Below are 24,601 nucleotides of genomic sequence, written 5' to 3' on the forward strand. Positions count from 1 at the left end.
TATTTACCTAAATACTGTTAAAGAAGAAGTCTATGTCTCCCCGAACGCAAGGTTATGCCTTTGTCTTAATTACCATGTGTATTTGGGGAGGTTTTACCTTAAGCACGCGCTTAAGTGCCCAGTGGGGGATTAGTGCCTGGGATCTGGTTGGATTACGTTTTCTATTGGCTTTTCTGATTCTGATGCCAGTCTTAATTTATAAAAAGGATACAGCCTTTTTATGGAGTAAGGAATCCTTTCTCTTAGCCATGATTGGCGGGGTGGGGTATTGCCTGACTGCTTATACTGCTTTCCATTATGCACCTGCAGCTCATGCTGCCGTATTTCTAAATGGCTGTATTCCACTTTGTACCGCAGTGGCTGCTTTTGTGTTATTTAAACAGGGATTTGACCGACATACTTGGATCAGTATGGTGATTATGCTGCTTGCGATTGGCAGTATGAGTTGGCTGATGTTCCGAGAGTCCGGTGTGGCCTTGGGATTAGGCGATCTGCTATTTTTCATCAGTGCAATGTGGTGGGGTGTATTCACTGTACTGCTACGTCAATGGAAGCTATCTGCCTGGCATTCTATGGCCAGTGTAGCGATCTGGTCAGCCATCGTTTATGTGCCAATTTATCTGCTATTCTTCCCCAAACATCTGGATGCTGCTGAACCTTGGCAGATGGCTTCCCAAGTGCTCTTTCACGGTATTTTTGTGGTGATTATAGCGACACTAACTTATGTGGAAGCAATTAAACGTTTAGGTGCTTTTAAAGCGGGCAGTATTGTGACCCTAGCGCCATTTATTGCTGCCATACTGGCTGTACCGTTATTAAATGAGCCTCTAAGTCTCGCGCTTGTCTCTGGCTTAGTGGGTATGGCAATTGGTGCCATACAGCCTTGGCGCTGGTTGATGCATCAAGACAGTCTCAGCCAAAAACTGGAACAACAAAAAAAGCAGTCCTAAAAGGGCTGCTTTTTATTTGAACTCTGACTGAGTTCGGGTTAATGATTTTGAGCAGCCATCTGAAGATACTTTTCATGTAAAGGCGTGAGATGGGCATAGAGATGTTCCAGTTCGCCATCATTCAGCACAATATCATCAGCCATGGCACACTTTTGTTCACGCGGCATTTGTGCGGCAATGATCTTCTGAATTTGCTCCACATTTTGTCCATCACGCTGCGAAGCCCGTTGAATTTGCAGTTCAATAGCGGCATCAATTAATAACGTATGTTGTGTCAGTTTATGCTGATTGGTTTCAAATAATAAGGGAGAAACTAAAATCGCATAAGGACTTTGTGCTGCATGCAACTGTTGAATAATTGAAGTGCGAATAGCAGGGTGAGTGATATTTTCCAGCGTTTTTCGTGCTTCTGGAGACTGGAAAATATGGTTACGTAAAGCACGGCGATTCAATGAGCCATCCTGAAGTAAGACCCAATCACCAAATACTTCTCGAATTTGCTGCAGGGCTGGCTGTCCGATATTGACGACTTCACGGGCAACAATATCTGCATCTACGACAGCAATTCCTTGTGCTTCAAACCATTGGCTGGCTGCAGACTTGCCACTGCCAATTCCACCAGTTAAACCGAGTACAAATTTCACTTTACTGACCTAAATAGATTTTCATGATCTGCTCACCCCATAAAAAGGCAATCCAGCCGGCAATAGCAATATAAGGGCCAAAGGCAAAGGGCTGATTTTCTTTACGAACTTTAAGCAGGATAATCCCAATAATCGCACCCACCAATGATGACAATAATACAATGAGCGGTAGGAGCATAGGCCCCATCCAGGCACCTAAGGCAGCTAACAGTTTGAAATCTCCATAGCCCATACCTTCCTTGCCGGTCACCAGCTTAAACAGATAGTACACCACCCACAAGCATAAGAAGCCAATGATATAGCCCCAAATGGCAGAATCAGGGGTAGTATAAATCGCATAACTATTAATACCCAGGCCGAGTGCAGCCAGTGGCAGGGTATAGCGATCAGGTAATAATTGGGTGTCGAAATCAATAAAGGTGAGCGCAATCAGGACATAGGTAAAAACTAGACCAAACAGCATCTGTACTGTAGGTCCAAATACTGCCACCACCATCAGTGCACAAGCAGCTGTCAGAAGCTCGATAAATGGATAGCGAATACTGATTGGATTCTGACAGTTACCACATTTACCGCGTAATAAGATCCAGCTAATCACTGGAATATTCTGATACCAGCGAATAGGTGTCTGACATTTCGGGCAGGTTGAAGCCGGTTTGCTTAAAGTGATTTTGCTCTCATCAATGATGGGCTGGTCTGGATGCAAAAACAGCTGGCAATCCGTACGCCATTCCTGTTCCATCATTTTAGGGGTGCGGTAAATGACAACGTTTAAAAAGCTACCAATACAAAGACTAAAAAGCCCAACTGCGAGATAAAGCGCAGTTGGGTTTTGACTGAAATATAAAATAAAATCTTGCATTAAACCACGGAACCCATTTGGAAGATTGGAAGGTACATGGCCACCACCAGGCCACCAACAAGGACACCAAGAATGGCCATAATCAAGGGCTCCATCATGGAAGTTAAACCGTCGACCGCATTGTCGACTTCATTTTCATAATGGGTGGCGACTTTATCCAGCATGGCATCCAATGCCCCTGATTCTTCACCAATCGCAACCATCTGTACGGCCATAGAAGGGAATTTATCGGTGACACGCATGGCAAATTGAAGCTGTTGACCGGTTGCTACATCTTCCTTGATTCTTAATACTGCCTCCTCATAGACTACGTTATTAGTCGCACCAGCAGTCGATTCAAGCGCATCAATTAATGGCACACCGGCAGCAAAAGTGGTGGCGAGAGTACGGCTATAACGGGCAATAATCGCTTTATAGACCAGATCACCAAAGATGGGTGCTTTGAGCGCGGCCTTATCCAGTAAATCACGGAATTTTTTGCTACGCTTTTTCGCTTCAAGGAAAGCAGTAATCACTACGCCAATTCCAATAATCAAAAGGAACCAATATTTTTGCATCCATTCGGACATATTGACTACCATTTTAGTAAATGCAGGTAAGTCCGCACCGAATGAAGAGAATAAGTCCTGGAATACAGGGACTACTTTCACCATCAGGATAATTGTTACGATCACAGCTACTACAATTACTGTAGCTGGATATTTCATGGCCTTTTTAATTTTTTGCTTTAATAGCTCACTTTTTTCTTTATAAATCGCGACACGATCCAGCATGGTTTCCAGAGCACCCGATTGTTCGCCAGATTCGACCAAAGAGCAGAATAGATTATCGAAATATTGCGGGTACTTACGTAGAGCACCAGCGAAAGTATTCCCGCCTTCGACTTCACCTTTAATTCCAAGCACAACCTCGCGCATAGAAGGATTTTCCAAACCTTCTGCAACAATTTCAAAGCCTTGTACTAAAGGCACCCCGGCTTTCATCATGGTCGCTAACTGACGGGTGAAGATGGTGATATCCAGTGTGGAAACTTTTTTCTTCATTAAACCTTCGAGAATATTTTTTTTCTTTTCCCGGATGGTTTTGATCGTAATGCCTTGTTTGCGCAAGTTCACTTTTGCCAAGGCCATATTTCGTGCCGGCAATTCCCCCTTGATCTTTGCGCCTTTGCGGTCAACCCCTTCATAACTGAAGATCGGTGTCATCTGGCCTTTTTTTACTGCTGCCATAGCTTTATCCTTATTTTATATTCAGCACGATCATTCGCTGGTTACACGATTGACTTCCTGTAAAGAAGTCACCCCCTGCATAACCTTCACTAACCCTGATCGGCGTAAATTGTTAAATCCTGCACGTGCAGAAGCTTCAGCAATTTCAATTGCATTGCCATCTTCCATAATAATTCTTGAAATTTCAGGTGTGACCTTCATGACTTCATAAATACCGACCCGGCCCTTGTAACCTTCACGGCATTCATTACAACCAACCGGTTCATAAATCTGAAATTCCGGGCTTTGTAAATCTGCTTCGGTAAAGCCCATTTCCAGCAAACTTTGCTGAGGAATATCAGCCGGCTTTTTACATTGTGAACACAAGCGACGGGCCAGACGCTGCGCAATCACCAGATTGACCGAGGTCGCAATATTGAAAGAAGGGACGCCCATATTACGTAAACGGGTCAGAGTTTCCGGAGCACTGTTGGTGTGCAGGGTTGACATCACCATATGACCTGTTTGCGCTGCTTTAATTGCAATTTCAGCTGTTTCCAGATCACGGATCTCACCAACCATAACAATATCAGGATCCTGACGCAGAAAGGATTTTAAAGCAGCTGCAAACGTCAGGCCTACTTTAGGGTTGACGTTCACCTGATTAATCCCTTGCAGGTTAATTTCGACTGGATCCTCTGCAGTAGAAATATTGGTATCTTCACGGTTTAAGATGTTTAAGCCTGTATAAAGCGATACGGTTTTACCGGAACCAGTAGGACCGGTAATCAGTAACATCCCTTGCGGTTTATCTAAGGCTTCCATGAATAACTCTTTCTGCTCAGGTTCATAACCCAAAGCATCAATTCCCAGCATGGCACTAGACGGATCTAAAATACGTAGAACCAGTTTTTCACCAAACAGGGTAGGGAGTGAGTTAACACGGAAGTCGATGGCTTTGTTTTTAGAAAGCTTTAATTTAATACGGCCGTCTTGAGGCACGCGTTTCTCAGAAATGTCCATTTGCGACATAACTTTTAAACGTGATGCTAAACGGTTTGCTAGTTGTAGAGGCGGGGTTGCAATCTGACGTAAAACGCCATCGACACGATAGCGAACCCGGTACATTTTTTCATAGGGTTCAAAATGTAAATCCGATGCGCCCATACGAATGGCATCAATCAGTAATTTATTAATATATTTAACAATCGGGGCTTCTTCACCCTTCTCTTTTTCATCTTCTTCTTGAGTTGGATCAGCTGTATCGACATTTACATCCAGATCGAAATCATCATCAAAATCAAAAGTACTTTCTTCAGTAAAGTTTTGCTCAATCAGTTTTTCGAGTTTATTGTGTTCAACAATAACGGTTTCGATATTCAGTTTAGTCGCAAAGCGGATGGCATCCGTTGCTTCGATATTGGTTGGATTGCTCGTGGCAATATACAGAACATTGGAGTTCTTATAAATTGGCAGAATACGATGTTTGGTGATCAGCTTTTCATCGATATCTTCACGCAGGATTTGCCCCGGGTCATAAGCGCCAATATCAAATAGAGGCTCACCAAATTCTACTGAGATCGTTTCAGCAATGGTGGTAGGAGAAAGATTATGATGACTGACCAAATAAGCCACAATATCTATTTTTTCTTGTTTGGCATTGGCTAAAGCAGTCCGCATATCTTCAGCCGATAATACCCCTTCATCGACCAGGCGACGAATAAACCCCGTAAATCTTGGTGACCCCTGCAATGCTGTCATGCTTCAATATGCCTATCAATTCAATTTTTTTAATTTGCTATTCTAAAATTATACGTTTGTTATACAAAAATACCATAGCTGAGAATGCTGCAATCTTCCTGATATTCAGTAAAAGCTTGAACTGGTCGGAAGAACTGGACATTTTTTTCAGTGATAACAAAAAATAACCATTTTGAATAGTCTAAACTGAGAAATAGGATGAATAAAACTATTCTTTAAATTTTACAATTCCGTGTAGAATGTGCCCAATTCAAGATATGTCAGTGAAATAGGTTATTTATGTCGGTTTCGACGATTACCCCTTGGGTGGTGGGCAACTGGAAAATGAATCCAATGCAGGCAGATGCCCAGGCTTTGGTTCAGAATTTAAAAGACTTGCTTGAGTCTGCACCAGTTTCAACAGAGAATTGTCATTTGGGTGTGGCACCGACAACCCTTGCCTTAACTCAAATTCAAACTGCATTTGCTTCTGCTAATCGCCCTGTATATACCGTAGCACAAGATGTATCACGTATTTCAGGTACAGGCGCTTATACCGGGGAAGTGAGTGCTGAATTATTGGCTGATAGCCAGATTCACTATGTATTGATTGGACACTCTGAACGTCGTGAAATTTTTGCTGAAAGTTCACAGATCTTAAATGCTAAAATCAAGAATGCCTTAAATGCCGGTTTAACTGTAATTTACTGTGTGGGCGAAAGTCTGGAACAGCGTGAAGCAGGGCAGGCGGAAGCAGTGGTCCTCCAACAGATTTGTGATATCGCGACTGTAGTTGCAGGCGAGCAGTGGAAAAATATCGTGATTGCTTATGAGCCAATCTGGGCCATTGGCACCGGTAAAACTGCCTCTCCAGAAGATGCGCAGGCCATGCATGCCCAGATCCGTCAAGGTTTGAGCCAGATTACAGGTTATGCTGCGACTATGGCGATTTTATATGGTGGTAGTGTAAAACCGGAAAATGCAGTAGAGTTAGCAGCTTGTCCTGACATTAACGGGGCATTGGTGGGTGGTGCATCGCTCAATGCTGAGTCGTTCCATCAAATTGCTCAAGCATTTGCAAATACACAATAATTAGGAGTTCAGCATGCAAACTTTTGTGCTGGTAGTACATATTATCTTAGCGATTTTGATGATTGTCTTGATTTTAGTTCAGCATGGTAAAGGTGCGGATGCAGGTGCATCATTTGGTGGTGGCGGTGCGGCAACGATCTTTGGTGCCTCAGGTTCGGGTAATTTCATGACCCGTTTGACGGCAGTTTTTACCGCATTGTTCTTTGTGACCAGTATTACTTTGGCGATTCTTGCCAAGAAACAAACCACTAATGCGTACAGTTTATCGTCAATTCAATCAGCACCAACTGCGCCTGCGCAACCGGTTGAAACTTCACCAACTGCACCACAAACGACCGAATAATTTTAATTAAACCTTTCTTTTTTTCAGTGATGCGACTAGAATGCGTCACAGCTGCGGTGGTGGTGGAATTGGTAGACACGCTACCTTGAGGTGGTAGTGCTTTCGGGCGTGGGGGTTCAAGTCCCCCCTTCCGCACCAACTTATAATCCAGAACATAAGTTGGTGTATGCAGCTAAAAAAACTTCTGTTGTTGCGGGATGGAGCAGTCTGGTAGCTCGTCGGGCTCATAACCCGAAGGTCGTTGGTTCAAATCCAGCTCCCGCTACCAATCAATCCTTTTTTAAAGACGCAAACTTTTAAAAGGCAGCTTAAATCTGATTTAAGTTGAGAAGAATTATTTGCATGTTGTTGCGGGGTGGAGCAGTCTGGTAGCTCGTCGGGCTCATAACCCGAAGGTCGTTGGTTCAAATCCAGCCCCCGCTACCAATCCTTTAAAGATGCAACTTTAAAGGCAGTTTAATGATAGAATATTAAGCTGAACGTTATTTGTATGCTGATGCGGGATGGAGCAGTCTGGTAGCTCGTCGGGCTCATAACCCGAAGGTCGTTGGTTCAAATCCAGCTCCCGCTACCAATTTTTCAGTAACAGATAACAAATATGCAGAATGATGTGGTTGTGATTGAAAAGTTCGCATCTTTTGTATATAATTTTTGCACGTTGATGCGGGATGGAGCAGTCTGGTAGCTCGTCGGGCTCATAACCCGAAGGTCGTTGGTTCAAATCCAGCTCCCGCTACCAAGTTTCTTAAAAGAGGCTCACAACTATGGTGGGCCTTTTTGCACAGTGGGATTTGAAAAAAGTTCAAATTGTGCATTAATTGGGGCGATTTACGCCCTTTTTTATTGGCTATCGTGTAGTGTCGACAATATTTGGTCAAATCTCCATGTTTCACTACTACTATAGTTTGTATTGGTTTGTAGTGGTCAAATAGATCATAAAATCGCACCAGATGACGAGAGTAAATGAAGCTATCAAATAAAACTCAAGCACTTCAGGACTTGATTGCACCAGCAGTTGAAGCCTGTGATGTAAATCTGTGGGGGATTGAATTCCTGCCACAAGGCAAACGTTCATTATTACGGATCTATATCGACAAACCGGTCGATGAAAATGCAGCACCTGTTGTCAATGAAGATGGCGAAGAAGAGCAGGGGCGTGGTATTGGGGTTCAGGACTGTGTGCGTGTCACACAGCAAGTCGGCGCGATCCTGGATGTACATGATCCAATCTCAGGTGAATATTCGCTTGAAGTGTCTTCACCAGGTTGGGATCGTCCATTCTTCCAGCTGGAGCAGATGGCTCATTATATCGGACAAATGGTTGCGCTGCGTTTGATCAGTGCCGTCGATAATCGTCGTAAATTCCAGGCAAAACTGGTTGCAGTCGACCTTGAAAATGAAATGATTCAAGTTGAAGTAGAAAAGCAACAGATTTTGGATATCGACAGTCACAATATCGATAAAGCAAATTTGGTCTATCAAGATTAATTCAATTAATAAGAATCTGAACGAATAGGTGACTTATGGCACGTGAAATTCTTACCGTGGTTGAAACGGTTAGTAACGAAAAAGGTGTAAGTCGTGAAGCAATTTTTGAAGCGCTAGAACAAGCTTTGGTTGCAGCGACTAAGAAGAAATTCTACGAGGGGACTCACTCGGAAGAAGCTCGTCTTCGTGTAGAAATTGACCGTAAAACTGGTGATTACCGTACTTTCCGTCAATGGGAAGTGGTGGCTGATGAAGATCATGAAATGCCTGCTTGTCAGGATGCGATCTCTGATGTTGATCCGGCACAATGGTCAATTGGCGATATCCGTGAACTGGAAGTAGAATCAATCGATTTCGGTCGTATTGCTGCTCAGATCGCGAAACAGGTGATTGTACAGAAGATCCGTGAAGCAGAACGTGCACTGGTTGCCGATGCGTATGAATCTAAAGTCGGTGAGCTAATCTACGGTGAAGTGAAAAAACAAACCAAAGATGGTTTTATCATTGACTTGGGTGACAACGCAGAAGCGTATCTGGCTCGTGAAGAGATGATTCCGAAGGAAATCCTTCGTCCGAAACAACGCGTGAATGCGATTCTATATAGCGTTAACCGTGAAGGCCGTGGTGCACAATTATTGTTGTCACGTGCTAAACCGGAAATGCTGATTGCATTGATGAAAAAAGAAATTCCTGAAATTTCTGAAGAAATCATTGAAATTAAGGCCGCAGCTCGTCAACCGGGTGTTCGTGCTAAAATTGCAGTGAAAACCAATGACCACCGTATTGATCCGGTGGGTGCTTGTATTGGTATGCGTGGTACACGTATCCAGGCTGTACAGCAAGAGCTCAATGGCGAGCGTATTGATGTGGTAGTTTGGTCGGATGATCCTGCGCAATATATCGCAAGTGCATTAGAACCAGCAGATGTCTCTAGTATTGTCATCGATGAAGATGCACGTACTGCAGACATCATTTTCGCGACTAGTGATCAGCTAGCTCGTGCAATTGGTTCACAAGGTCAAAACGTTCGTCTGGCATCTGAATTGACTGGCTACAAGCTGGACATGATGCTGGAAGAAGAGTACTACGCACGTCAACAAAGCGAAGCACAAAAATACCTAGACATGTTTGTTACACGTCTGGATATTGCTGAAGATTTGGCGATGGCGTTGGTAGAAATGGGCTTCACCTCGCTTGAAGAAATTGCTTACGTACCGCCAGAAACGTTTGATGAAATCGAACTGGATGCGGAACTGGTTGAACTACTGCAAAGCCGTGCGAAAGAAATTGCACTTGCTGATGCATTACAACAGCAAGAAAACGTACAAGCGCCAAGTGAAGAACTTGTTGCAATGGAAGGCATGACAGCAGAGATCGCGCAAGCTCTCGCAGCTCGTGGTGTGGTAACCGTAGATGACTTAGCTGACCAAGCGACTGATGATATCGAAGATATCGAAGGTCTCGGTGCTGAGAAGGCCGGTCAACTTATTATGAAAGCGCGCGAATCATGGTTTAACTAGGAGGTAGTATATGACGGACAAGTCGATTAAAGAGTTAGCACTCAGCGTGGGTCGCCATGTTGATAAGCTCCTAGAGCAGGTTCGTGAGGCAGGTTTACCACAGCGTAAAGCTGACGATATTATTACCACCGAACAACAAGATCGCTTAATGAATCATGTGAAAAAGACACAAGGTTCGGATGGCCATGCAGGACAAATCACGTTGAAACGTAAAACGACCAGTACTGCTAAAGTGGCAAGTACTTCAGGTAAGGCGAAAACGATTAATGTAGAAGTTCGCAAGAAACATACATTCGTCAAGCCAGACCCGGAACAAATTAAAGCAGAAGCTTTAGCGAAGGCTCAAGCTGAACAGCAAGCGAAAGCAGAAGCTGAACAGAAGTCAGCACCAGCTAAAAAACCTGCTGATGCACCTAAGTCAGGTACAAACAATGCAAGCAAAGCGCTAGAAGCAATGCGTGCAGCTCAGAAACAAGAAACTGAGAAACAGGAAACACCTAAAGCAGCTGTTGTGGTAAAACGCAAATCAACTAATAAACCGATTGTGAAAGCAGCGGTTAAACAAGTTGAAACAGCAGAACAGAAAAAAGCGCGTGAAGCTCAAGCCGCTCAATTAAAAGCAGCTGAAGAAGCAGCACGTCGTAAGGCAGCTGAAGAAGCACAGCAACGTACCCTTGAGCAAATGCGCAAGATGGCGTCGAAGTATTCTTCTGAAGATACCACTGCAACCATTCGTGTGATTGATGATTCTCCACTTGCTGCTGGTCTGGTTGGCCAGGCATATGAAGACTCATTTGCGAAAGAAGACCGCGAAATTAAACGTGGTACTAACACTTCAAATACACGTTCACCGAAGAAAGGTGGTCGTCGTGGTGAAGAGCAGTCTTTCCGTGATAACTCGCACAAACGTGGTCTGAAATCTAGCCAAGCGAACAAGCATGGTTTTGAAAAACCAGTGAAAAAACAGGTTTATGACGTTGAAATCGGTGAAACGATTGTCGTTGCTGACCTGGCTGCGAAAATGGCAGTTAAGGTTCGCGAAGTGATCAAGTCACTGATGAAAATGGGTGAACTGGTTACTCAAAACCAGGCAATCGATCAGGAAATCGCGGCTCTTGTGGTTGAAGAAATGGGCCATAACCCGGTACTGGTTTCTGAAACTGCAGTCGAAGATAACCTGCTTGAACAGGCTGAAGAAGCACGTGGTGCGCAAACTACTCGTGCGCCAGTTGTTACGATCATGGGTCACGTTGACCATGGTAAAACATCGCTTCTTGACCGTATTCGTCGTGCCAAAGTGGCGCAAGGAGAAGCAGGTGGTATTACCCAGCATATCGGTGCTTACCATGTAACGACTGATAAAGGTATTATCACATTCCTTGATACTCCGGGACACGCAGCGTTTACTGCAATGCGTTCACGTGGTGCCAAAGCGACTGATATCGTAGTCCTGGTTGTTGCAGCAGATGATGGCGTGATGCCACAAACTGCCGAAGCCATCGATCACGCACGTGCAGCGGGTACGCCAATCATTGTTGCAATCAACAAGATGGATAAAGACTCTGCTGATCCAGATCGCGTATTGAATGAATTGACCACCAAAGAAATCGTACCTGAAGAATGGGGCGGTGACGTTCCTGTAGCGAAAGTATCTGCACATACTGGTGCCGGTATTGACGAACTTCTTGACCTGATTTTAATTCAGTCTGAATTGCTTGAATTGAAAGCGTCTGAAGAAGGTGCAGCACAAGGTGTTGTGATTGAAGCGCGTGTTGATAAAGGCCGCGGTGCAGTAACTTCTATTCTTGTACAGAACGGTACGTTGAAAGTGGGTGACCTGGTACTTGCTGGCTCATCTTATGGCCGCGTTCGTGCCATGACCGATGAAAACGGTAAGCGTATCAAGTCTGCAGGTCCTTCGATTCCAGTTGAAATTCTGGGTCTTCCAGAAGCACCGATGGCAGGTGACGAAGTTCTGGTTGTGAATGACGAGAAGAAAGCACGTGAAGTTGCCGATGCGCGTATGGATCGTGAACGTCAAAAACGTCTTGAACGTCAATCTGCAATGCGTCTTGAAAACATCATGGCGTCTATGGGCAAAAAAGATGTGCCGATCGTCAATGTGGTATTAAAAACTGATGTACGCGGTACATTGGAAGCGCTGCATGTTGCATTGGCTGAGCTTTCAACTGATGAAGTAAAAGTACGTATCATTGGTTCTGGTGTTGGTGCGATTACTGAATCTGACGTGACACTTGCTGAATCTTCAGAAGCGGTTCTTCTGGGCTTTAACGTACGTGCCGACAATACTGCACGTCAAAAAGCAGATGCAGACAGTATCGACATTCGTTACTACTCAGTGATCTATCAATTGATTGATGACGTGAAAGCAGCGATGAGCGGTAAACTTGCTCCTGAACACCGTGAAACGATCTTGGGTGTTGCTCAAGTGCGTGAAGTGTTCCACTCAAGCAAATTCGGTGCTGCAGCAGGCTGTATGGTGCTTGAAGGTGTATTACACCGTAATAAACCGATTCGCGTATTACGTGATGACGTGGTGATCTTCCAGGGCGAGCTAGAATCTCTTCGTCGCTACAAAGAAGTGGTGGAAGAAGTTCGTGCCGGTATGGAATGTGGTCTTGCGGTGAAAGGCTATAAAGACATCAAACCTCTCGACAAGATCGAAGTGTATGATGTGCAATTGATTAAACGGAGTCTTTAATGGCGGGTAGTCAACGTCTGAAGCGTATGGCGGATACGGTACAACGCGAGTTGTCTGAACTGATCCGTCAGGAGCTGAAAGATCCACGTCTGGGTGGTCTGGTGACCATCTCAGCCGTGAAGGTGAGCCCAGACTTAGGATATGCAGAAGTTTATGTCACAGTAATGGGTCGTGAACTTGGTGATGAGCAAAGTGAAGCCGCAAATAAAGAAACACTCGATGTCCTGAATAAGGCATCTGGGTTCCTGCGCCATGAACTGAGCCGTCGAATCAAGACACGTATTACACCTCGTCTACGTTTCCATTACGACAAAACCAATGCATATGGTAACTATATGTTTGGTCTGATTGCTGAAGCAGTGAAGGATTTACCTCCTGCTGACGACAAGAAAGATGAAGAATAAGCTTTTATAAAGCGCAATAAAAAAGCCACCTTAGGGTGGCTTTTTTATTGCTGAACTTTTAAGTAGAACTGGCTAACTATTACTTTGAATCTTGATCATTCATTTTCTTTTCATAAAATGCACGACGGCGGGTTTTCTGCCAAGGTAATGGACGTTCCAGCGTTTCTGGCACTTCACCACTCATCGAGCGCAAACGTAAATGCAAGGCCGCTTGCGCCATCAGGTTGGCAGATACCGGTGCAGTAATAAAGGCAAATAGGGTAATTAGTACTTCAGCAAAACCTAAACGACCATAGATAGCCGAAAAAATAATAGAAGCGATCAGAAAGCTTCCTAGACCTAAGGTACTGGATTTGGTCGGTGCATGCAAACGCATAAACAGGTCGGGTAGACGTATCATCCCAATGCCGCCCACCAGCATAAAGAAAGCGCCAATCAATAAAAAAATCGAAACTAGTATTTCTAAAATTAAAGGCATTTAAAAACTCCTAGTCGATGACATGGCCAGTAGTGAAATAGCGGGCAAGGGCAGCGGTAGAGACAAAACCTAGCATAGCCACCAGTAGGGCACCTTCAAACATAAAGGTACTGCTCCAGTAGATTCCCAGAATCACCACCAGACAGGTTGCATTCAAAAACAGGGTATCTAATGCTAGGAGACGGTCAACAATTGAAGGGCCCATGACCAGCCGGATCAGACACAGCAACATGGAGATCGTGACAGCACCCAGACAAATCAGCAATGCATATGGCAGAATGGTCATGCTTCAGCTCCTGATTGTGCGCTAAAAATTTTAATCAATGGTTGTTCATAGCGCTGTTTAATAGTTTCAATTTCGGCCTCTTCATCATCCGTACTTAAGGCATGCACCAGAATATCGCCACGGTCCTGATCAATCCCCGCAGAAACTGTACCAGGTGTGGTGGTAATGATCATTGCCAGCAAAGTATTTACTTCTTCATGCTCGGTATCCAGAGGTACCCGGAACCATTTGGGATGCAGATTTTTGGTCGGTCCCAGTACTAAAATCGCGACTTTAATATTAGCGACAATGATGTCCCAAACAACGACCCAGAATAAGCGCATCGCTGGGATCCATCGGATATTCGGCGTGTAATCAATAAAAGGAGCGACCATTCGTGGAATCAAGATGGCCAGAAATATTGCCATGAGCAGTGTGCCGGCTTCCATATTATGGGCTAGCATGACCCAGCTCATCGCCACAATCACGGAAACGAAAGGATGAGGAAACCAGCGTTGAAGTAATGATTCAGCCATTAAAGTCCCTCCGCCGGTTTAAGTTGATTGTCGTCGTATTTGTTCTGTTCAATATACTGCTTATCAATCTGACGTTGTTTAAATTCAGAAATATGATCGCCATTTAAGGTGTTTTCTGAAATGACATAAGGAATCAGATGCGCATTTGGATCAGGTGTTTCACCACCATATTTGGTTTCTGGTAAATAACCTGGATCAAATGGCTGAACACTGATGAACTTACCTTCAGCATCACGTTTTAACAGTGCTGCTTCATAAATCGGATTGGTTTTAATCTGTGCTGCGGTCTGATAATTATATTGATAGATCGGTGCAGCAAAAACCACGTAGGCTGTCAGACTGAGCAATAACAGATAAATAACCCGGTCATTTCGTGCCGGTGCCTTGCTCGGTAAGGCTTCATACTTGCTGAATTCTTCAGAATTTTCATCCTGTTCCGGTCGGCTTGAACGCCAGAACAGAATAAAACCGACCCGGGTAAAAGCCAAAATACTCAGTAAGCTGACCAGTAGAACCGTAAAGATAATCAGCATTTGATGCTCAGACTGTCCTGAAGCTTGCAGGATAAACACTTTACCGAAGAAGCCGCTGAAAGGTGGCAAGCCAGCCATCATCAAGGCAATGATGAAATATACAATGGAAACCAGCTTATTCTGTTTCATCTGTGGGGCAATCTTAAAGTGATCTTTAAACTCGCCACGCTGTGAGGTGATCCAGCCACACAGAATATAAAATGCCGCGCCAATTAGGGTGCTGTGCACCATGTAATACAGTGCACCTGCCCAGGCCTGAGTGCTATTCATCGCAATGGCAATCAAAATAGTCCCAACTGAAGACAGCACCATAAAACCGACAAAACGACGCAGGCGTTCGGTACCAATTGCACCGATTACCCCATAGACCGAAGTAATCAGACCAATCACCAGCAGACAGTTCATCAGAATCTGGTGGCTATATTCATCATCAAATACAGTGCCATTGACCCGGATAATCGCGTAGATCCCGACTTTGGTCATGATGGTAAACAGGGCAGCCACCGGAGTAGTTGCAACAGCATACGTTTTAGGAAGCCACAGGCCTACCGGTAACATGGCTGCCTTGATCCCGAACACCACAAATAGCATCAGTCCGCCTGCAACGGCCAGCTTATGTTCATCGCCTGCCAAAGTTGGCATCAGGCGGGCAACATCAGCCATATTCAGGCTGCCGACACTGCCATAAATCATCCCGAGTCCGATCAGGAACATAGCAGAAGCGAGCAGGTTAATAGCCACATAATGCACAGCGAGCTGGAAGCGTGCCTTGCCTTGCCCATGCAAAAGTAGAACATAGGAGGCCATTAACAGGATCTCGAAGAACACGAACAGGTTAAACAAGTCACCGGTCAGGAAGGCACCACTAAGCCCCATTAATAGAAAATGGACCATGGTGTGGAAATAGCGCCCGCGAATATCCCATTCTTTGCTGGCATACCAAACGATTGGCAAAGCGAGTGTATAGGTCAGTACCAGCATCAAGGCAGAGAGTTGGTCCAAGACCAGTACAATACCAAAAGGGGCGGCCCATTCACTTAAAGTGTAGACACTGATCTGCCCTTGGCTGCTATTGATCAGATAGCCAACCGCCATAATCAAACCCAATAGGGTCGAAATATGACTCACGCCACGACGCCACGGCTGACGCCAGTCGGTAATCAGAGAACCGGAACCCGGGTTACCCAACAGTACTAAAATAAAGGCAGTAAAAGCCGGTAAAAGAATACTGAAAATAGGAGTGTGTTGATTCAAGAAGTTGAGAAGATCAGTCATTACGGCTCATCCTCACGTGGGTCATGTTGCGGTATCTCTTCTTTGGAATCAACGTGATCTGTTCCTGATTCATAACGGCTACGTAAGGCCAGCTGTACAATAAAGGCGGTGGTGGCAAAACCGATTACAATGGCGGTCAGCACTAGCGCCTGAGGTAAAGGGTCGGTGACCTGCGTGGCTTCGGTGAGCACTGCAGGCGAATTCATCTGAATACGACCCATGGCAAATAAAAACAGGTTCACTGCATAACCAATCATGGCCAGTCCAAGAACGACCGGAAAGGTACGTGCCCGCAGAATCAGATAGATCCCGGTGGCAGTAAGTAGGCCAATTGCTGAGGCTAATAAAAGTTCTAAACTAATCATTCTATTATCCTCTTGGTACTGGGCCAGTCATACTTGAGTGACGGGAGTCACCTAGAACGGAAATCATCAGCATGGTCGCCCCGACTACGGTGACATAGACACCGACATCAAATAGCGCGGCAGAAGCCAAATGCATATCGCCAAGTAATGGTGGATGAACATGAATATGGGCACTGGTCAGGAATGGACGTGACCAGAACCAGGCTGCAATACCAGTTAGGCCTGCAATAGTCAGGCCGACGCCAATCCAGATTTCATAGAGACGTCCAGATTTAGCTCCCAGCATTTTCTCTGCATGATCCTGACCAATGGCAACGTATTGAATGATCAAGGCCAATGAGGTAACCAGACCGGCAATAAAACCACCACCCGGAAGATTATGGCCGCGCATAAAGATATACAGACTCACCACCAGGGCTACCGGTAAAATCCATGATGCAGTAATACGCAGCATCAAAGGGGAGGGGTTAAAACGGTAAGTCAGACCTTGGGTAATGGTAGTGCCATGGGCACGCATGCCATCCATCAGACTCAGTACACCGATTGCTGCAATCCCGAGTACGGTAATCTCGCCGAAGGTATCGAAACCACGGAAATCGACCAGAATTACGTTGACGACGTTTGTACCGCCACCAAGCGGAATCGATTGTTGGATGAAGAACCAGGAAATTGAATTATGGTCACGTGTCATAACTAGCCAAGCAACCGTTGCAATTCCTAGACCCCCGCAGACCGCAATCACTGCATCTCGCCAGCGTCGGGTCGGGCTGGATTCATAAGGCGTGAGTTGTGGCAGTAGAGACAGGCTCATTAGTAGCAGAACCGTCGTTACTACATCGACTGTAATCTGGGTCAAAGCCAGGTCGGGTGCCGAGAAACCAATGAAAACCATGGTGACGACCAGACCGACCGCACCACTGATCAGGATGGCCTTAATCCGTTCATGATGGAACCACAGCATCATCCAGCAAGCTGAGAACAGCAATAACCACAGTACAATGGCAAGCACTGGTGCATGGGTCAGTTCGCGGCTACCGGTGTCGATCCCATTGACGACGAGTGGGTAACCCACCAGACCAATGGTAAACAGTACAATCCACAAAATATAACTTTGCAGTTTGCCATTTTCAGTCGCACGGCGGAAACGTCTTGAATTCAGTAATAGATTTTTCAGAAACAGATCAAATAGTACACGACCTTGCAGTTTGCCCAGTTTCGGATCCAGATCAATTTCCCGGATTGTGCCACCTTTGGCCAGTGCAAAATAGAAAATCGCACCGCCGAATATCGCAATAATACTCATCACCAAAGGCAGATTAATACCGTGCCAAAGGGCGAGGTGAGTACCTTCAAAGGCGAAATTCTGGGTTGATGCTTGTGTGGTGCTATTTACAATCTTTTCAACCAGTAATCCTGGTAACAGGCCGACTGCGATACACAGGAAAGCCAGTAAAATAGCCGGTGCACGCATACCGAATGGCGGTTCATGCGCATCTTTATTTGGGACTTGCTGGCCTAAGGGGCCATCAAAAAATACGCCATGCACCAGACGAATTGAATAGGCGACAGCAAAAATCCCAGCCAGTGTTCCTGCAATGGCGGCACCGACCATCACTGGTCCACTTAAGTTTGCGACCAGTTCGGTAAAGAACATCTCTTTGGACAAGAAACCATTGGTTAATGGAATACCAGCCATGGAGGCCGCTGTGATCATGGTCAGTGTTGCGGTAAAAGGTAGCATTTGCCAAAGACCAGACAATTTTCGCAGATCCCGGGTACCGGATTCATGGTCAATGATCCCGGCAATCATGAACAAGGCAGCTTTAAAGGTTGCATGGTTAATGATATGGAAAATTGCTGCTGCGACGGCGAGTGGTGAGCCAATACCCAGCAGACACATGATCAGGCCTAAATGGCTAATAGTTGAATAGGCCAACAGACCTTTCAGATCTTCTTTAAAGATGGCAAAGAACGCTGCCACACACAGGGTAAATAACCCAATAAAAGTAACAATATTATGGAACAGTGCCGCGCCTGCAAAAATCGGCAATAAACGTGCAACTAAAAACAGGCCTGCTTTAACCATGGTTGCAGAGTGCAGATAGGCAGACACCGGCGTCGGTGCTGCCATGGCATTTGGTAACCAGAAGTGAAACGGGAACTGCGCACTTTTGGTAAAAGCACCGAGTAAAATTAATAATAATGTCGGTACAAATAGGGCATGCGCCTGAATCTGTTCGCCCATCATCAGGATCTGGTCAATCTGATAGGTACCTGTCATCTGTCCGAGCAGAATAAAACCACCCAGCATAGATAAGCCACCCATGCCGGTAATGGTCAGAGCCATGCGTGAGCCGCGTTGAGCCGCTTCATAATTGCTCCAGTAACCGACCAGCAGGAAGGAGGAAATACTGGTGAGTTCCCAGAAAATCAGGAGAATCAGAAGATTATTAGACAAGGAAATGCCGAGCATCGCTGCCATAAACAGCATCAGCAGGAAATAGAGTTTACTCAGGGAGTTTTTAGGGCTGAGATAATAATAGGCATAGATATAAATCAGGGTGCCAATTCCACTAATCAGCAGAGCAAACAGCATGCCCAAAGCATCCAGCCGGAAACTGAAATCGATTCCAAGCTGGGGTAGCCAGGACCAGGTCTGGGTAATTACCGTTCCATTAAATACAGCAGGCGCCTGACTCAACAGTAATAAGAAACTGCTGAGGCTGACGGCAATTGCTCCTAAAGCCGTTACCCCGCGTGAAAATTGCTTCAGCCACGAGACAAGGGTTGTGCCTAATACTAACGGTAACAATATAATAATTGGCAGCACACTCGTATCCATTGTCGTGATATAGGTTAAGGTCAACCTAGGGTGAATCTTTATCTTTCAAGGATTACAGGACCGCAAAGAGCGACCCAAAACTTCTCGATCTTGAAAGCCAGAATGATATTCAAACAGAATAAAACAGTTGTATTGCGCAACTTATAAACGATAGCAAATTCCGATTTTACAACGAAAATTGCAAGTAAAACCGATCATATTACAGGATAACCACAACATCAATGTTTTTATGTAGAACTTGTAGATTATACGTAAGCTTGGTTTTGATATGGGGTGCATGCTTGAACATCTCGTACAAATTTGACCGAAAATAAAGATCAAACTCCCTGCATTTATTGATAAAAATTTATAACTTCTTGATCAGGAATGCAGAAAATCCAAACCTATTCTTGCATCCTGATTTTATTTTTTAAATTGCATTATCGTTTCAGCACTATTTAAGAAGATTGAGGCAAGCTTTGTGAATTATCCTGACTCAACAGTTGTAAAAGTTCTTGCTGCTGTTCTGTGCTTAGCTGCTCCTGAATCAGTTGCAAAACAGATTGAGCCGTCAGGTTGACTGTTTCTGGTTCCTGAAGTGCATCTTCAACTTTTTCTATATCTGAATGATGTTGGCTAATCTCAAGCGGCAACTTCGCATAGAGATGATCATATTGAACCTGCATTGGATTCAGATGGATGGGATGCAGCTGTTTATTTTCCAGTTTTAGACACTGAAAATCCTGAGCCTGTTCCAGCAATTCCGGCCGGTTTCCAGTCACAATAATCTGCAAGTTAGGAAACGCCTGATGCAGACGCGGTAAAATGACGGCAGCCATGTCCTGATCCAGTTGATGATCAATTTCATCAATCATTAAGATGCCAGTACCTTCCTGACAGGGAAATAAGCTGTGCGGATTAAGCAGACAAAGGCGTCGTACGATATCTCCCACCAGTGCAATCCAGTTCCGGATACTGCTCGACAACTGCTGAAAGCTAAAGGTGTGATCCTGATAACGCACCATCAATTGCAGCTTGGGCTGGTAATCGAGATAAATCTGGCTAAGTTCTGGTAGTACAATGGATAGAGCTTCACGCAAGGCAGTTAAGCTCGGTGTATGCATATGCGCTTTGGCTTTTTCAATTTGCTGGGCCAGTTGATCTGCCTGTATATCATCCGATTGCTGTAGTGCCTGATCTAGAATCTGGTCAATGATCTTGGCACTTTGTGCATTTTCAATATCACTAACTTCACGAAACCATTCAAAGAAGCGCGCAAAAGTCGTAAAAGGAATGGCGGTAATTTCATAAGCATGCGCAGTCTGAAAAATGGCCTGATTATTTTTGCTGAGTAAATTGATTTCATTGACGAAGCGTTCAGCCGGATAGTAGGCGACCATAGGCAGACCGAGCAAAGGGTCATGTTGCCTTGCCTTCTGATAAAGATTCACCATGGCATCGAGTTGCTGGGTTTCTGCTTTGGCAAAGCCAATTCCCTGACTATTTAAGGTTTTATATAACTGCCAGGAACAAGATTGGGCAGGGGCCGCTTCTCCCTGTGCTGATTCAGGAAATGATCCCAAATCATCAGGAAAACGCACCAGGATATCAATTTTGGATTGCAGACGATTTTGCAGGATATCCTGATCCAGCATACTTAAACCTGCGGTACGCAAGTCACGAAAACGTGCAGAAAACCAGGTCAAAGCCTGATAACTTAAGCGCAGCAAGGTAGTTTTACCGGAACCCTGATCACCCAGAATTAAAGTCACAGGTGATTTTTGCAGATCAAAATCGAGCTGGATATTAGAAAAGTGCAGAGCATGTTTGAGTTGTATTTTTTCGATGTGCATGGATCACCTGTAGCGTGATTTTTACATCTATGTTTTACCTTAGCCGACGGCTTGGCGCAGTGACTGTGGCATCCTGATTTTCAGTTGTTGAATGAGGTCATAAATGTGATGAATATTTAAGCTTACTTTAGCACGAGTACAGGCCACGTACAGCAGACGTAACTCTTCGTCACTAATTTTATGGTCTTTCTCATTCAGCTTAAACTGGTAATCATCTTCAATGTGTACCCGATCCCATTCCAAACCTTTGGCCTTATGCGCGGTAGAGATAATGTAGTCCGCTTGCCCGATTGGGGTGATTTTGGCGAGAGCAGTTTTCAGGGGATCAGTACCATGTTCATCGACCAGTTTGACTAAAGGTTTGATATCACTACCTTCATTGGTCTCGCAGTACTCGTGCACATCATGCCAGGAATTAAACCAGGCCAGTTCAGGTACATCAACCACACGTTTGCCCTGTTTCAGCATCGCAGCGGCATCAACAAAACGGTTCAGTTTGACATGATCCGCTTGCAGGCTGACTTTATCACCACGTACTAAACCAGCGAGTAACAGTTCCATAGCACGTGCATTGGTCCGGCATAGAATCGCATCGCGCAATTTGGTATGTGGTTTATTGACCACTTTAGAATTTAAGTGCGGATTACCGAGTAGGGGCACGGTTTCATTCAGTGCTCCCAAAATCGCATTGGCATTCAGCGCAATTTCAGGCCCGAAACGGAAGGAAGTGGTCAGACGAGATTCAGGTAGTGGCAGCTGCTGCATGGCATTCACTGCACCACGCCAGGCATAAATTTGCTGATGTGCATCGCCGACATAGATGACCTGAGTGCTACGCTGTTTCAGCAAAATTCCCAGCATCAGTGGATCAGCATCCTGTGCTTCATCAAACAGCACATAGTCGGCAGGAATATTGGGCTCAGACAATGCCCAAAGTTTCAGGTAAATATCATGCCCAATCCCGGCCTGATGATTGGGATCAATTGACTCTAACCAACGCCGTTCAACTGCTGGATAAAGTTTCTTTTGCAATGCTTCAATATCATCTGGGTGTAGCCAGCTCGGTGCCTGAATATGTCGCGGGGCGGGATATTGCGAACTGGTTGAGCAGAAATAGCCAACTGCATTCGCGACCAGACTGGCCAGACGCGAAGGCATCAGTACATATTTTTCATAACGTCCGCCCATCATCCGGCGCAAGGTCATCGGTTCAAGGCGATATTCTTTGGCAATAAAGCTTGGACTTAAACGCGGTAGGCGTAGTTTATCCGTGACTCCACGTGGAACACTGCGAAAAGCCAGGGAGTGGAAAGTACGGCAGTCGACACCACGATGAAACTTGTTTTGTGCTTCTGAGGCAATGGATTTATTAAACGCCAGATACATGCCGCGCCGTTCCGGCATGGCATCACTGATCATTTGCAGGGTCGTGGTTTTACCTGTGCCCGCATAGGCAATGACTTTAAAAGATTTTCCCAGGCGTGCGTTATCAATAGCAGTTGCCTGCTCATAGGTCGCTTTGGGTTTTTGCAGATCAGACACAGGTAGATTCATTCACGATTTAATGTTGGCGATTGGCTTTTTCAACCAGACCGGATAGACCCTGACGGCGTGCCAGTTCATTCAGGACCAGTTGCGGATCCAGGTCGAAGTAACCGAGCATCACAATGGTATGGAACCATAGATCAGCCACTTCATAGATCAGGTCATTCTTGTTGTCTTCAGAGGCTTCAGTTTTGAAATCTTTAGCCGCGATCACGGTCTCAAAGCTTTCTTCACCGACTTTTTCCAGAATCTTGTTGAGGCCTTTATGGTACAGCTTGGCCACATAAGAAGATTCCGGATCAGCTTTCTTACGCTCTGCCATCATCTCGCCCAAGTATGACAATACTTCAACCTGTTCAGACTGAGCGGTTGAGGCATTCATGGCAAGCGTATGCGGATTTGTTGATTTTTCACCGTAAATCGCAGCAGGATCTTTGATTTGTGCATCCACAATTTCCCAGCCATTTGGTGTCAGTTTACGGTAGAAACATGATTCACGACCAGTATGGCAGGCAATACCACCATGCTGTTCAATCTGTAAAATAATCACGTCAGCATCACAGTCCAGACGGATTTCATGCACAGTCTGGAAATGACCAGATTCTTCGCCCTTATGCCATAACTTGTTGCGCGAACGGGAGAAATATACCGCCTGATTTTTTTCAGCAGTTAAAGTCAGCGCTTCGCGGTTCATCCAGGCGACCATCAATACACGACCAGTTTGATGGTGCTGGGCAATGGCAGGGATCAGACCTTGTTCGTTAAATTTTACTTCATCGAGCCATTGCACGTTGTTCATAAGGGTTTCCATTAATTGAATCAGAATATAAAAAGATGGATAGGAAATATCCGTCCATAGTGTACGTGATCTCGTCGCATTTGCGGCAAAAATCTGTGCCTGAAAAGACAGGATGTGTCGTTAAGCGCATTCAGATTATAAACCTGAGCGACTGAATCTCTAAAGTGTAGAAATAAAATAGCCGCCCTTAGGCGGCCAGAATATTCTTGAAAAAATTACCAGTGCTCACCTGGGAAGATCCGCGCATAGGCCTTTTGCACCCAGTTCAGTTTTTGCGGCTGACCCACTGATGCTGAAGAGCTTGGGAATAGGTTATAACCGATCGACATCAGGACATTGTTGATGTCTGGCGCAATCGCATAGGTAATCGAAGCCAGACGTCCCAGATGGGTTGCGACTTTCTTCGGACGTTTCACAATCGCATAAGCAATCAGTTCGGCTGCCTGTTCCGGAGACAGGGTAGGCACATATTTATAAATTTTGGTCGGTGCGATCATTGGCGTACGAACCAAAGGCATATAAATCGAAGTGATCGCAATTTTATGTGAATGGACTTCTGCAGACAGACAGCGGCTGAAAGCATCCAGTGCGGCTTTAGATGCGACATAAGCCGAGAAGCGGGTGGCATTCGCCAATACCCCAATCGAGCTGATATTGATGATATGGCCTGCACGGCGAATCATCATTTGCGGCAGGATATTCATCACCAGACGTACAGCACCAAAATAATTTAGCTGCATGGTACGTTCAAAATCATGAAAACGATCCACTGATTCATGCACTGCACGGCGAATCGAGCGGCCCGCATTGTTAATCAGGATGTCGATATGATCGACTGAAGCAATAATCTGTTTGGACACTTCATCAATGGATTCCATATTATTGAGATCACATGGAAATACTGAAGCTTTACCGCCTTTGGATTCAATTTCTTTTTTTACTTGTTCTAGGGTGTCTTTGGTACGCGCGACCAGTAAAACATGTGCGCCAGCATCTGCCAGCTGATGTGCTGTCGTTAAACCTATACCACTGGATGCGCCTGTAATAAGGACAGTTTTACCTGCAATACGTTTTTCCAATTGTTTCTGTAGTCTAGTTTTCACGTTTGTTATCCCTAATTTGAAGACTGCGTTCAAATTATTTTTATTAAAAAATCAA

General features: G+C 45.1%; 21 protein-coding genes and 5 tRNA genes. 12 read left to right on the top strand and 14 right to left on the bottom strand.

Annotated elements, in window-relative coordinates; all coding sequences use genetic code 11:
* Window positions 1-32 precede the first annotated feature (32 nt).
* On the top strand, window positions 33-950 hold the full coding sequence (locus tag AC4MCD_RS01310; RefSeq protein ID WP_491876447.1) for a DMT family transporter: 918 nt from the start codon (window positions 33-35) through the stop codon (window positions 948-950).
* A 38-nt stretch (window positions 951-988) separates the two neighbouring features.
* On the opposite strand, the gene coaE is transcribed toward AC4MCD_RS01310, so the two are convergent.
* From coaE to pilB, 4 genes are read right to left on the bottom strand one after another with little or no spacing between them, the layout of a single operon-like run.
* Window positions 989-1,594, bottom strand: coding sequence for a dephospho-CoA kinase (gene coaE, locus AC4MCD_RS01315; RefSeq protein ID WP_491876448.1), 606 nt, complete (start codon window positions 1,592-1,594; stop codon window positions 989-991).
* A 1-nt stretch (window position 1,595) separates the two neighbouring features.
* Window positions 1,596-2,456 carry a prepilin peptidase gene (locus AC4MCD_RS01320; RefSeq protein ID WP_491876449.1) on the bottom strand — a complete coding sequence of 287 codons (861 nt, stop codon included), beginning with the start codon at window positions 2,454-2,456 and terminating at the stop codon, window positions 1,596-1,598.
* On the bottom strand, window positions 2,456-3,685 hold the full coding sequence (locus AC4MCD_RS01325) for a type II secretion system F family protein (protein WP_180033708.1): 1,230 nt from the start codon (window positions 3,683-3,685) through the stop codon (window positions 2,456-2,458). Before AC4MCD_RS01325 ends, AC4MCD_RS01320 begins: the two co-directional genes overlap by 1 nt.
* Before the next feature lie 30 nt (window positions 3,686-3,715).
* The gene (gene pilB / locus AC4MCD_RS01330; protein ID WP_491876450.1) at window positions 3,716-5,425 is read right to left on the bottom strand and encodes a type IV-A pilus assembly ATPase PilB; all 1,710 of its coding nucleotides are present in this window, start codon (window positions 5,423-5,425) and stop codon (window positions 3,716-3,718) included.
* A gap of 279 nt (window positions 5,426-5,704) precedes the next feature.
* Here pilB and tpiA point away from each other — a divergent pair, with 279 nt between their 5' ends.
* The 11 genes from tpiA (at window position 5,705) to AC4MCD_RS01385 (ending at window position 12,973) form a co-directional block, all read left to right on the top strand.
* Window positions 5,705-6,496, top strand: a complete 792-nt coding sequence (gene tpiA / locus AC4MCD_RS01335) for a triose-phosphate isomerase (RefSeq protein ID WP_491876451.1) — start codon at window positions 5,705-5,707, stop codon at window positions 6,494-6,496.
* A 13-nt stretch (window positions 6,497-6,509) separates the two neighbouring features.
* On the top strand, window positions 6,510-6,839 hold the full coding sequence (gene secG, locus AC4MCD_RS01340) for a preprotein translocase subunit SecG (RefSeq protein ID WP_159122712.1): 330 nt from the start codon (window positions 6,510-6,512) through the stop codon (window positions 6,837-6,839).
* 53 nt (window positions 6,840-6,892) lie between these two features.
* Window positions 6,893-6,977: transfer RNA gene (locus tag AC4MCD_RS01345), tRNA-Leu, on the top strand.
* A gap of 53 nt (window positions 6,978-7,030) precedes the next feature.
* Window positions 7,031-7,107: transfer RNA gene (locus AC4MCD_RS01350), tRNA-Met, on the top strand.
* Window positions 7,108-7,188: 81 nt separating this feature from the next.
* Window positions 7,189-7,265: transfer RNA gene (locus tag AC4MCD_RS01355), tRNA-Met, on the top strand.
* Between the two features lie 71 nt (window positions 7,266-7,336).
* Window positions 7,337-7,413 (top strand) — tRNA-Met (locus AC4MCD_RS01360).
* 88 nt (window positions 7,414-7,501) lie between these two features.
* A tRNA-Met gene (locus tag AC4MCD_RS01365) sits at window positions 7,502-7,578 on the top strand.
* Between the two features lie 224 nt (window positions 7,579-7,802).
* Window positions 7,803-8,327 carry a ribosome maturation factor RimP gene (gene rimP / locus AC4MCD_RS01370; RefSeq protein ID WP_180016611.1) on the top strand — a complete coding sequence of 175 codons (525 nt, stop codon included), beginning with the start codon at window positions 7,803-7,805 and terminating at the stop codon, window positions 8,325-8,327.
* A 35-nt stretch (window positions 8,328-8,362) separates the two neighbouring features.
* Window positions 8,363-9,847: a transcription termination factor NusA gene (gene nusA, locus AC4MCD_RS01375; RefSeq protein ID WP_004787201.1), complete on the top strand. Its 1,485-nt coding sequence runs from the start codon at window positions 8,363-8,365 to the stop codon at window positions 9,845-9,847.
* 10 nt (window positions 9,848-9,857) lie between these two features.
* Window positions 9,858-12,569 (top strand): translation initiation factor IF-2, encoded by a 2,712-nt coding sequence (gene infB, locus AC4MCD_RS01380; RefSeq protein ID WP_180011351.1) that lies wholly within the window; start codon window positions 9,858-9,860, stop codon window positions 12,567-12,569.
* Window positions 12,569-12,973, top strand: coding sequence for a ribosome-binding factor A (locus tag AC4MCD_RS01385; RefSeq protein ID WP_179992191.1), 405 nt, complete (start codon window positions 12,569-12,571; stop codon window positions 12,971-12,973). The genes infB and AC4MCD_RS01385 overlap by 1 nt, the downstream gene beginning before the upstream one ends.
* 79 nt (window positions 12,974-13,052) lie before the next feature.
* On the opposite strand, the gene AC4MCD_RS01390 is transcribed toward AC4MCD_RS01385, so the two are convergent.
* From AC4MCD_RS01390 to AC4MCD_RS01435, 10 genes are all read right to left on the bottom strand, one after another.
* Window positions 13,053-13,451, bottom strand: coding sequence for a Na+/H+ antiporter subunit G (locus tag AC4MCD_RS01390; RefSeq protein ID WP_005233541.1), 399 nt, complete (start codon window positions 13,449-13,451; stop codon window positions 13,053-13,055).
* Window positions 13,452-13,461: 10 nt separating this feature from the next.
* Entirely contained in the window at window positions 13,462-13,737 is a 276-nt protein-coding gene (locus AC4MCD_RS01395; protein ID WP_004787192.1) for a monovalent cation/H+ antiporter subunit F, read from the bottom strand.
* Window positions 13,734-14,252, bottom strand: a complete 519-nt coding sequence (locus AC4MCD_RS01400; RefSeq protein WP_125278899.1) for a Na+/H+ antiporter subunit E — start codon at window positions 14,250-14,252, stop codon at window positions 13,734-13,736. Before AC4MCD_RS01400 ends, AC4MCD_RS01395 begins: the two co-directional genes overlap by 4 nt.
* The gene (locus tag AC4MCD_RS01405) at window positions 14,252-16,060 is read right to left on the bottom strand and encodes a monovalent cation/H+ antiporter subunit D (protein WP_491876452.1); all 1,809 of its coding nucleotides are present in this window, start codon (window positions 16,058-16,060) and stop codon (window positions 14,252-14,254) included. Before AC4MCD_RS01405 ends, AC4MCD_RS01400 begins: the two co-directional genes overlap by 1 nt.
* Window positions 16,060-16,425, bottom strand: a complete 366-nt coding sequence (locus AC4MCD_RS01410) for a Na+/H+ antiporter subunit C (RefSeq protein ID WP_004787185.1) — start codon at window positions 16,423-16,425, stop codon at window positions 16,060-16,062. The genes AC4MCD_RS01405 and AC4MCD_RS01410 overlap by 1 nt, the downstream gene beginning before the upstream one ends.
* 4 nt (window positions 16,426-16,429) lie before the next feature.
* Window positions 16,430-19,267: a monovalent cation/H+ antiporter subunit A gene (locus tag AC4MCD_RS01415; RefSeq protein ID WP_491876453.1), complete on the bottom strand. Its 2,838-nt coding sequence runs from the start codon at window positions 19,265-19,267 to the stop codon at window positions 16,430-16,432.
* Between the two features lie 437 nt (window positions 19,268-19,704).
* A complete protein-coding gene (locus AC4MCD_RS01420; RefSeq protein ID WP_491876454.1) occupies window positions 19,705-21,099 on the bottom strand; it encodes an AAA family ATPase in 1,395 nt (464 codons plus the stop codon).
* A 39-nt stretch (window positions 21,100-21,138) separates the two neighbouring features.
* Entirely contained in the window at window positions 21,139-22,641 is a 1,503-nt protein-coding gene (locus AC4MCD_RS01425; protein WP_034590271.1) for an AAA family ATPase, read from the bottom strand.
* Window positions 22,642-22,660: 19 nt separating this feature from the next.
* A complete protein-coding gene (hisIE, locus tag AC4MCD_RS01430; RefSeq protein WP_180013393.1) occupies window positions 22,661-23,443 on the bottom strand; it encodes a bifunctional phosphoribosyl-AMP cyclohydrolase/phosphoribosyl-ATP diphosphatase HisIE in 783 nt (260 codons plus the stop codon).
* 215 nt (window positions 23,444-23,658) lie between these two features.
* The gene (locus tag AC4MCD_RS01435; protein WP_419364021.1) at window positions 23,659-24,546 is read right to left on the bottom strand and encodes an SDR family NAD(P)-dependent oxidoreductase; all 888 of its coding nucleotides are present in this window, start codon (window positions 24,544-24,546) and stop codon (window positions 23,659-23,661) included.
* Window positions 24,547-24,601 lie beyond the last annotated feature (55 nt).

The organism is Acinetobacter sp. CAU_H_78, assembly GCF_058599365.1.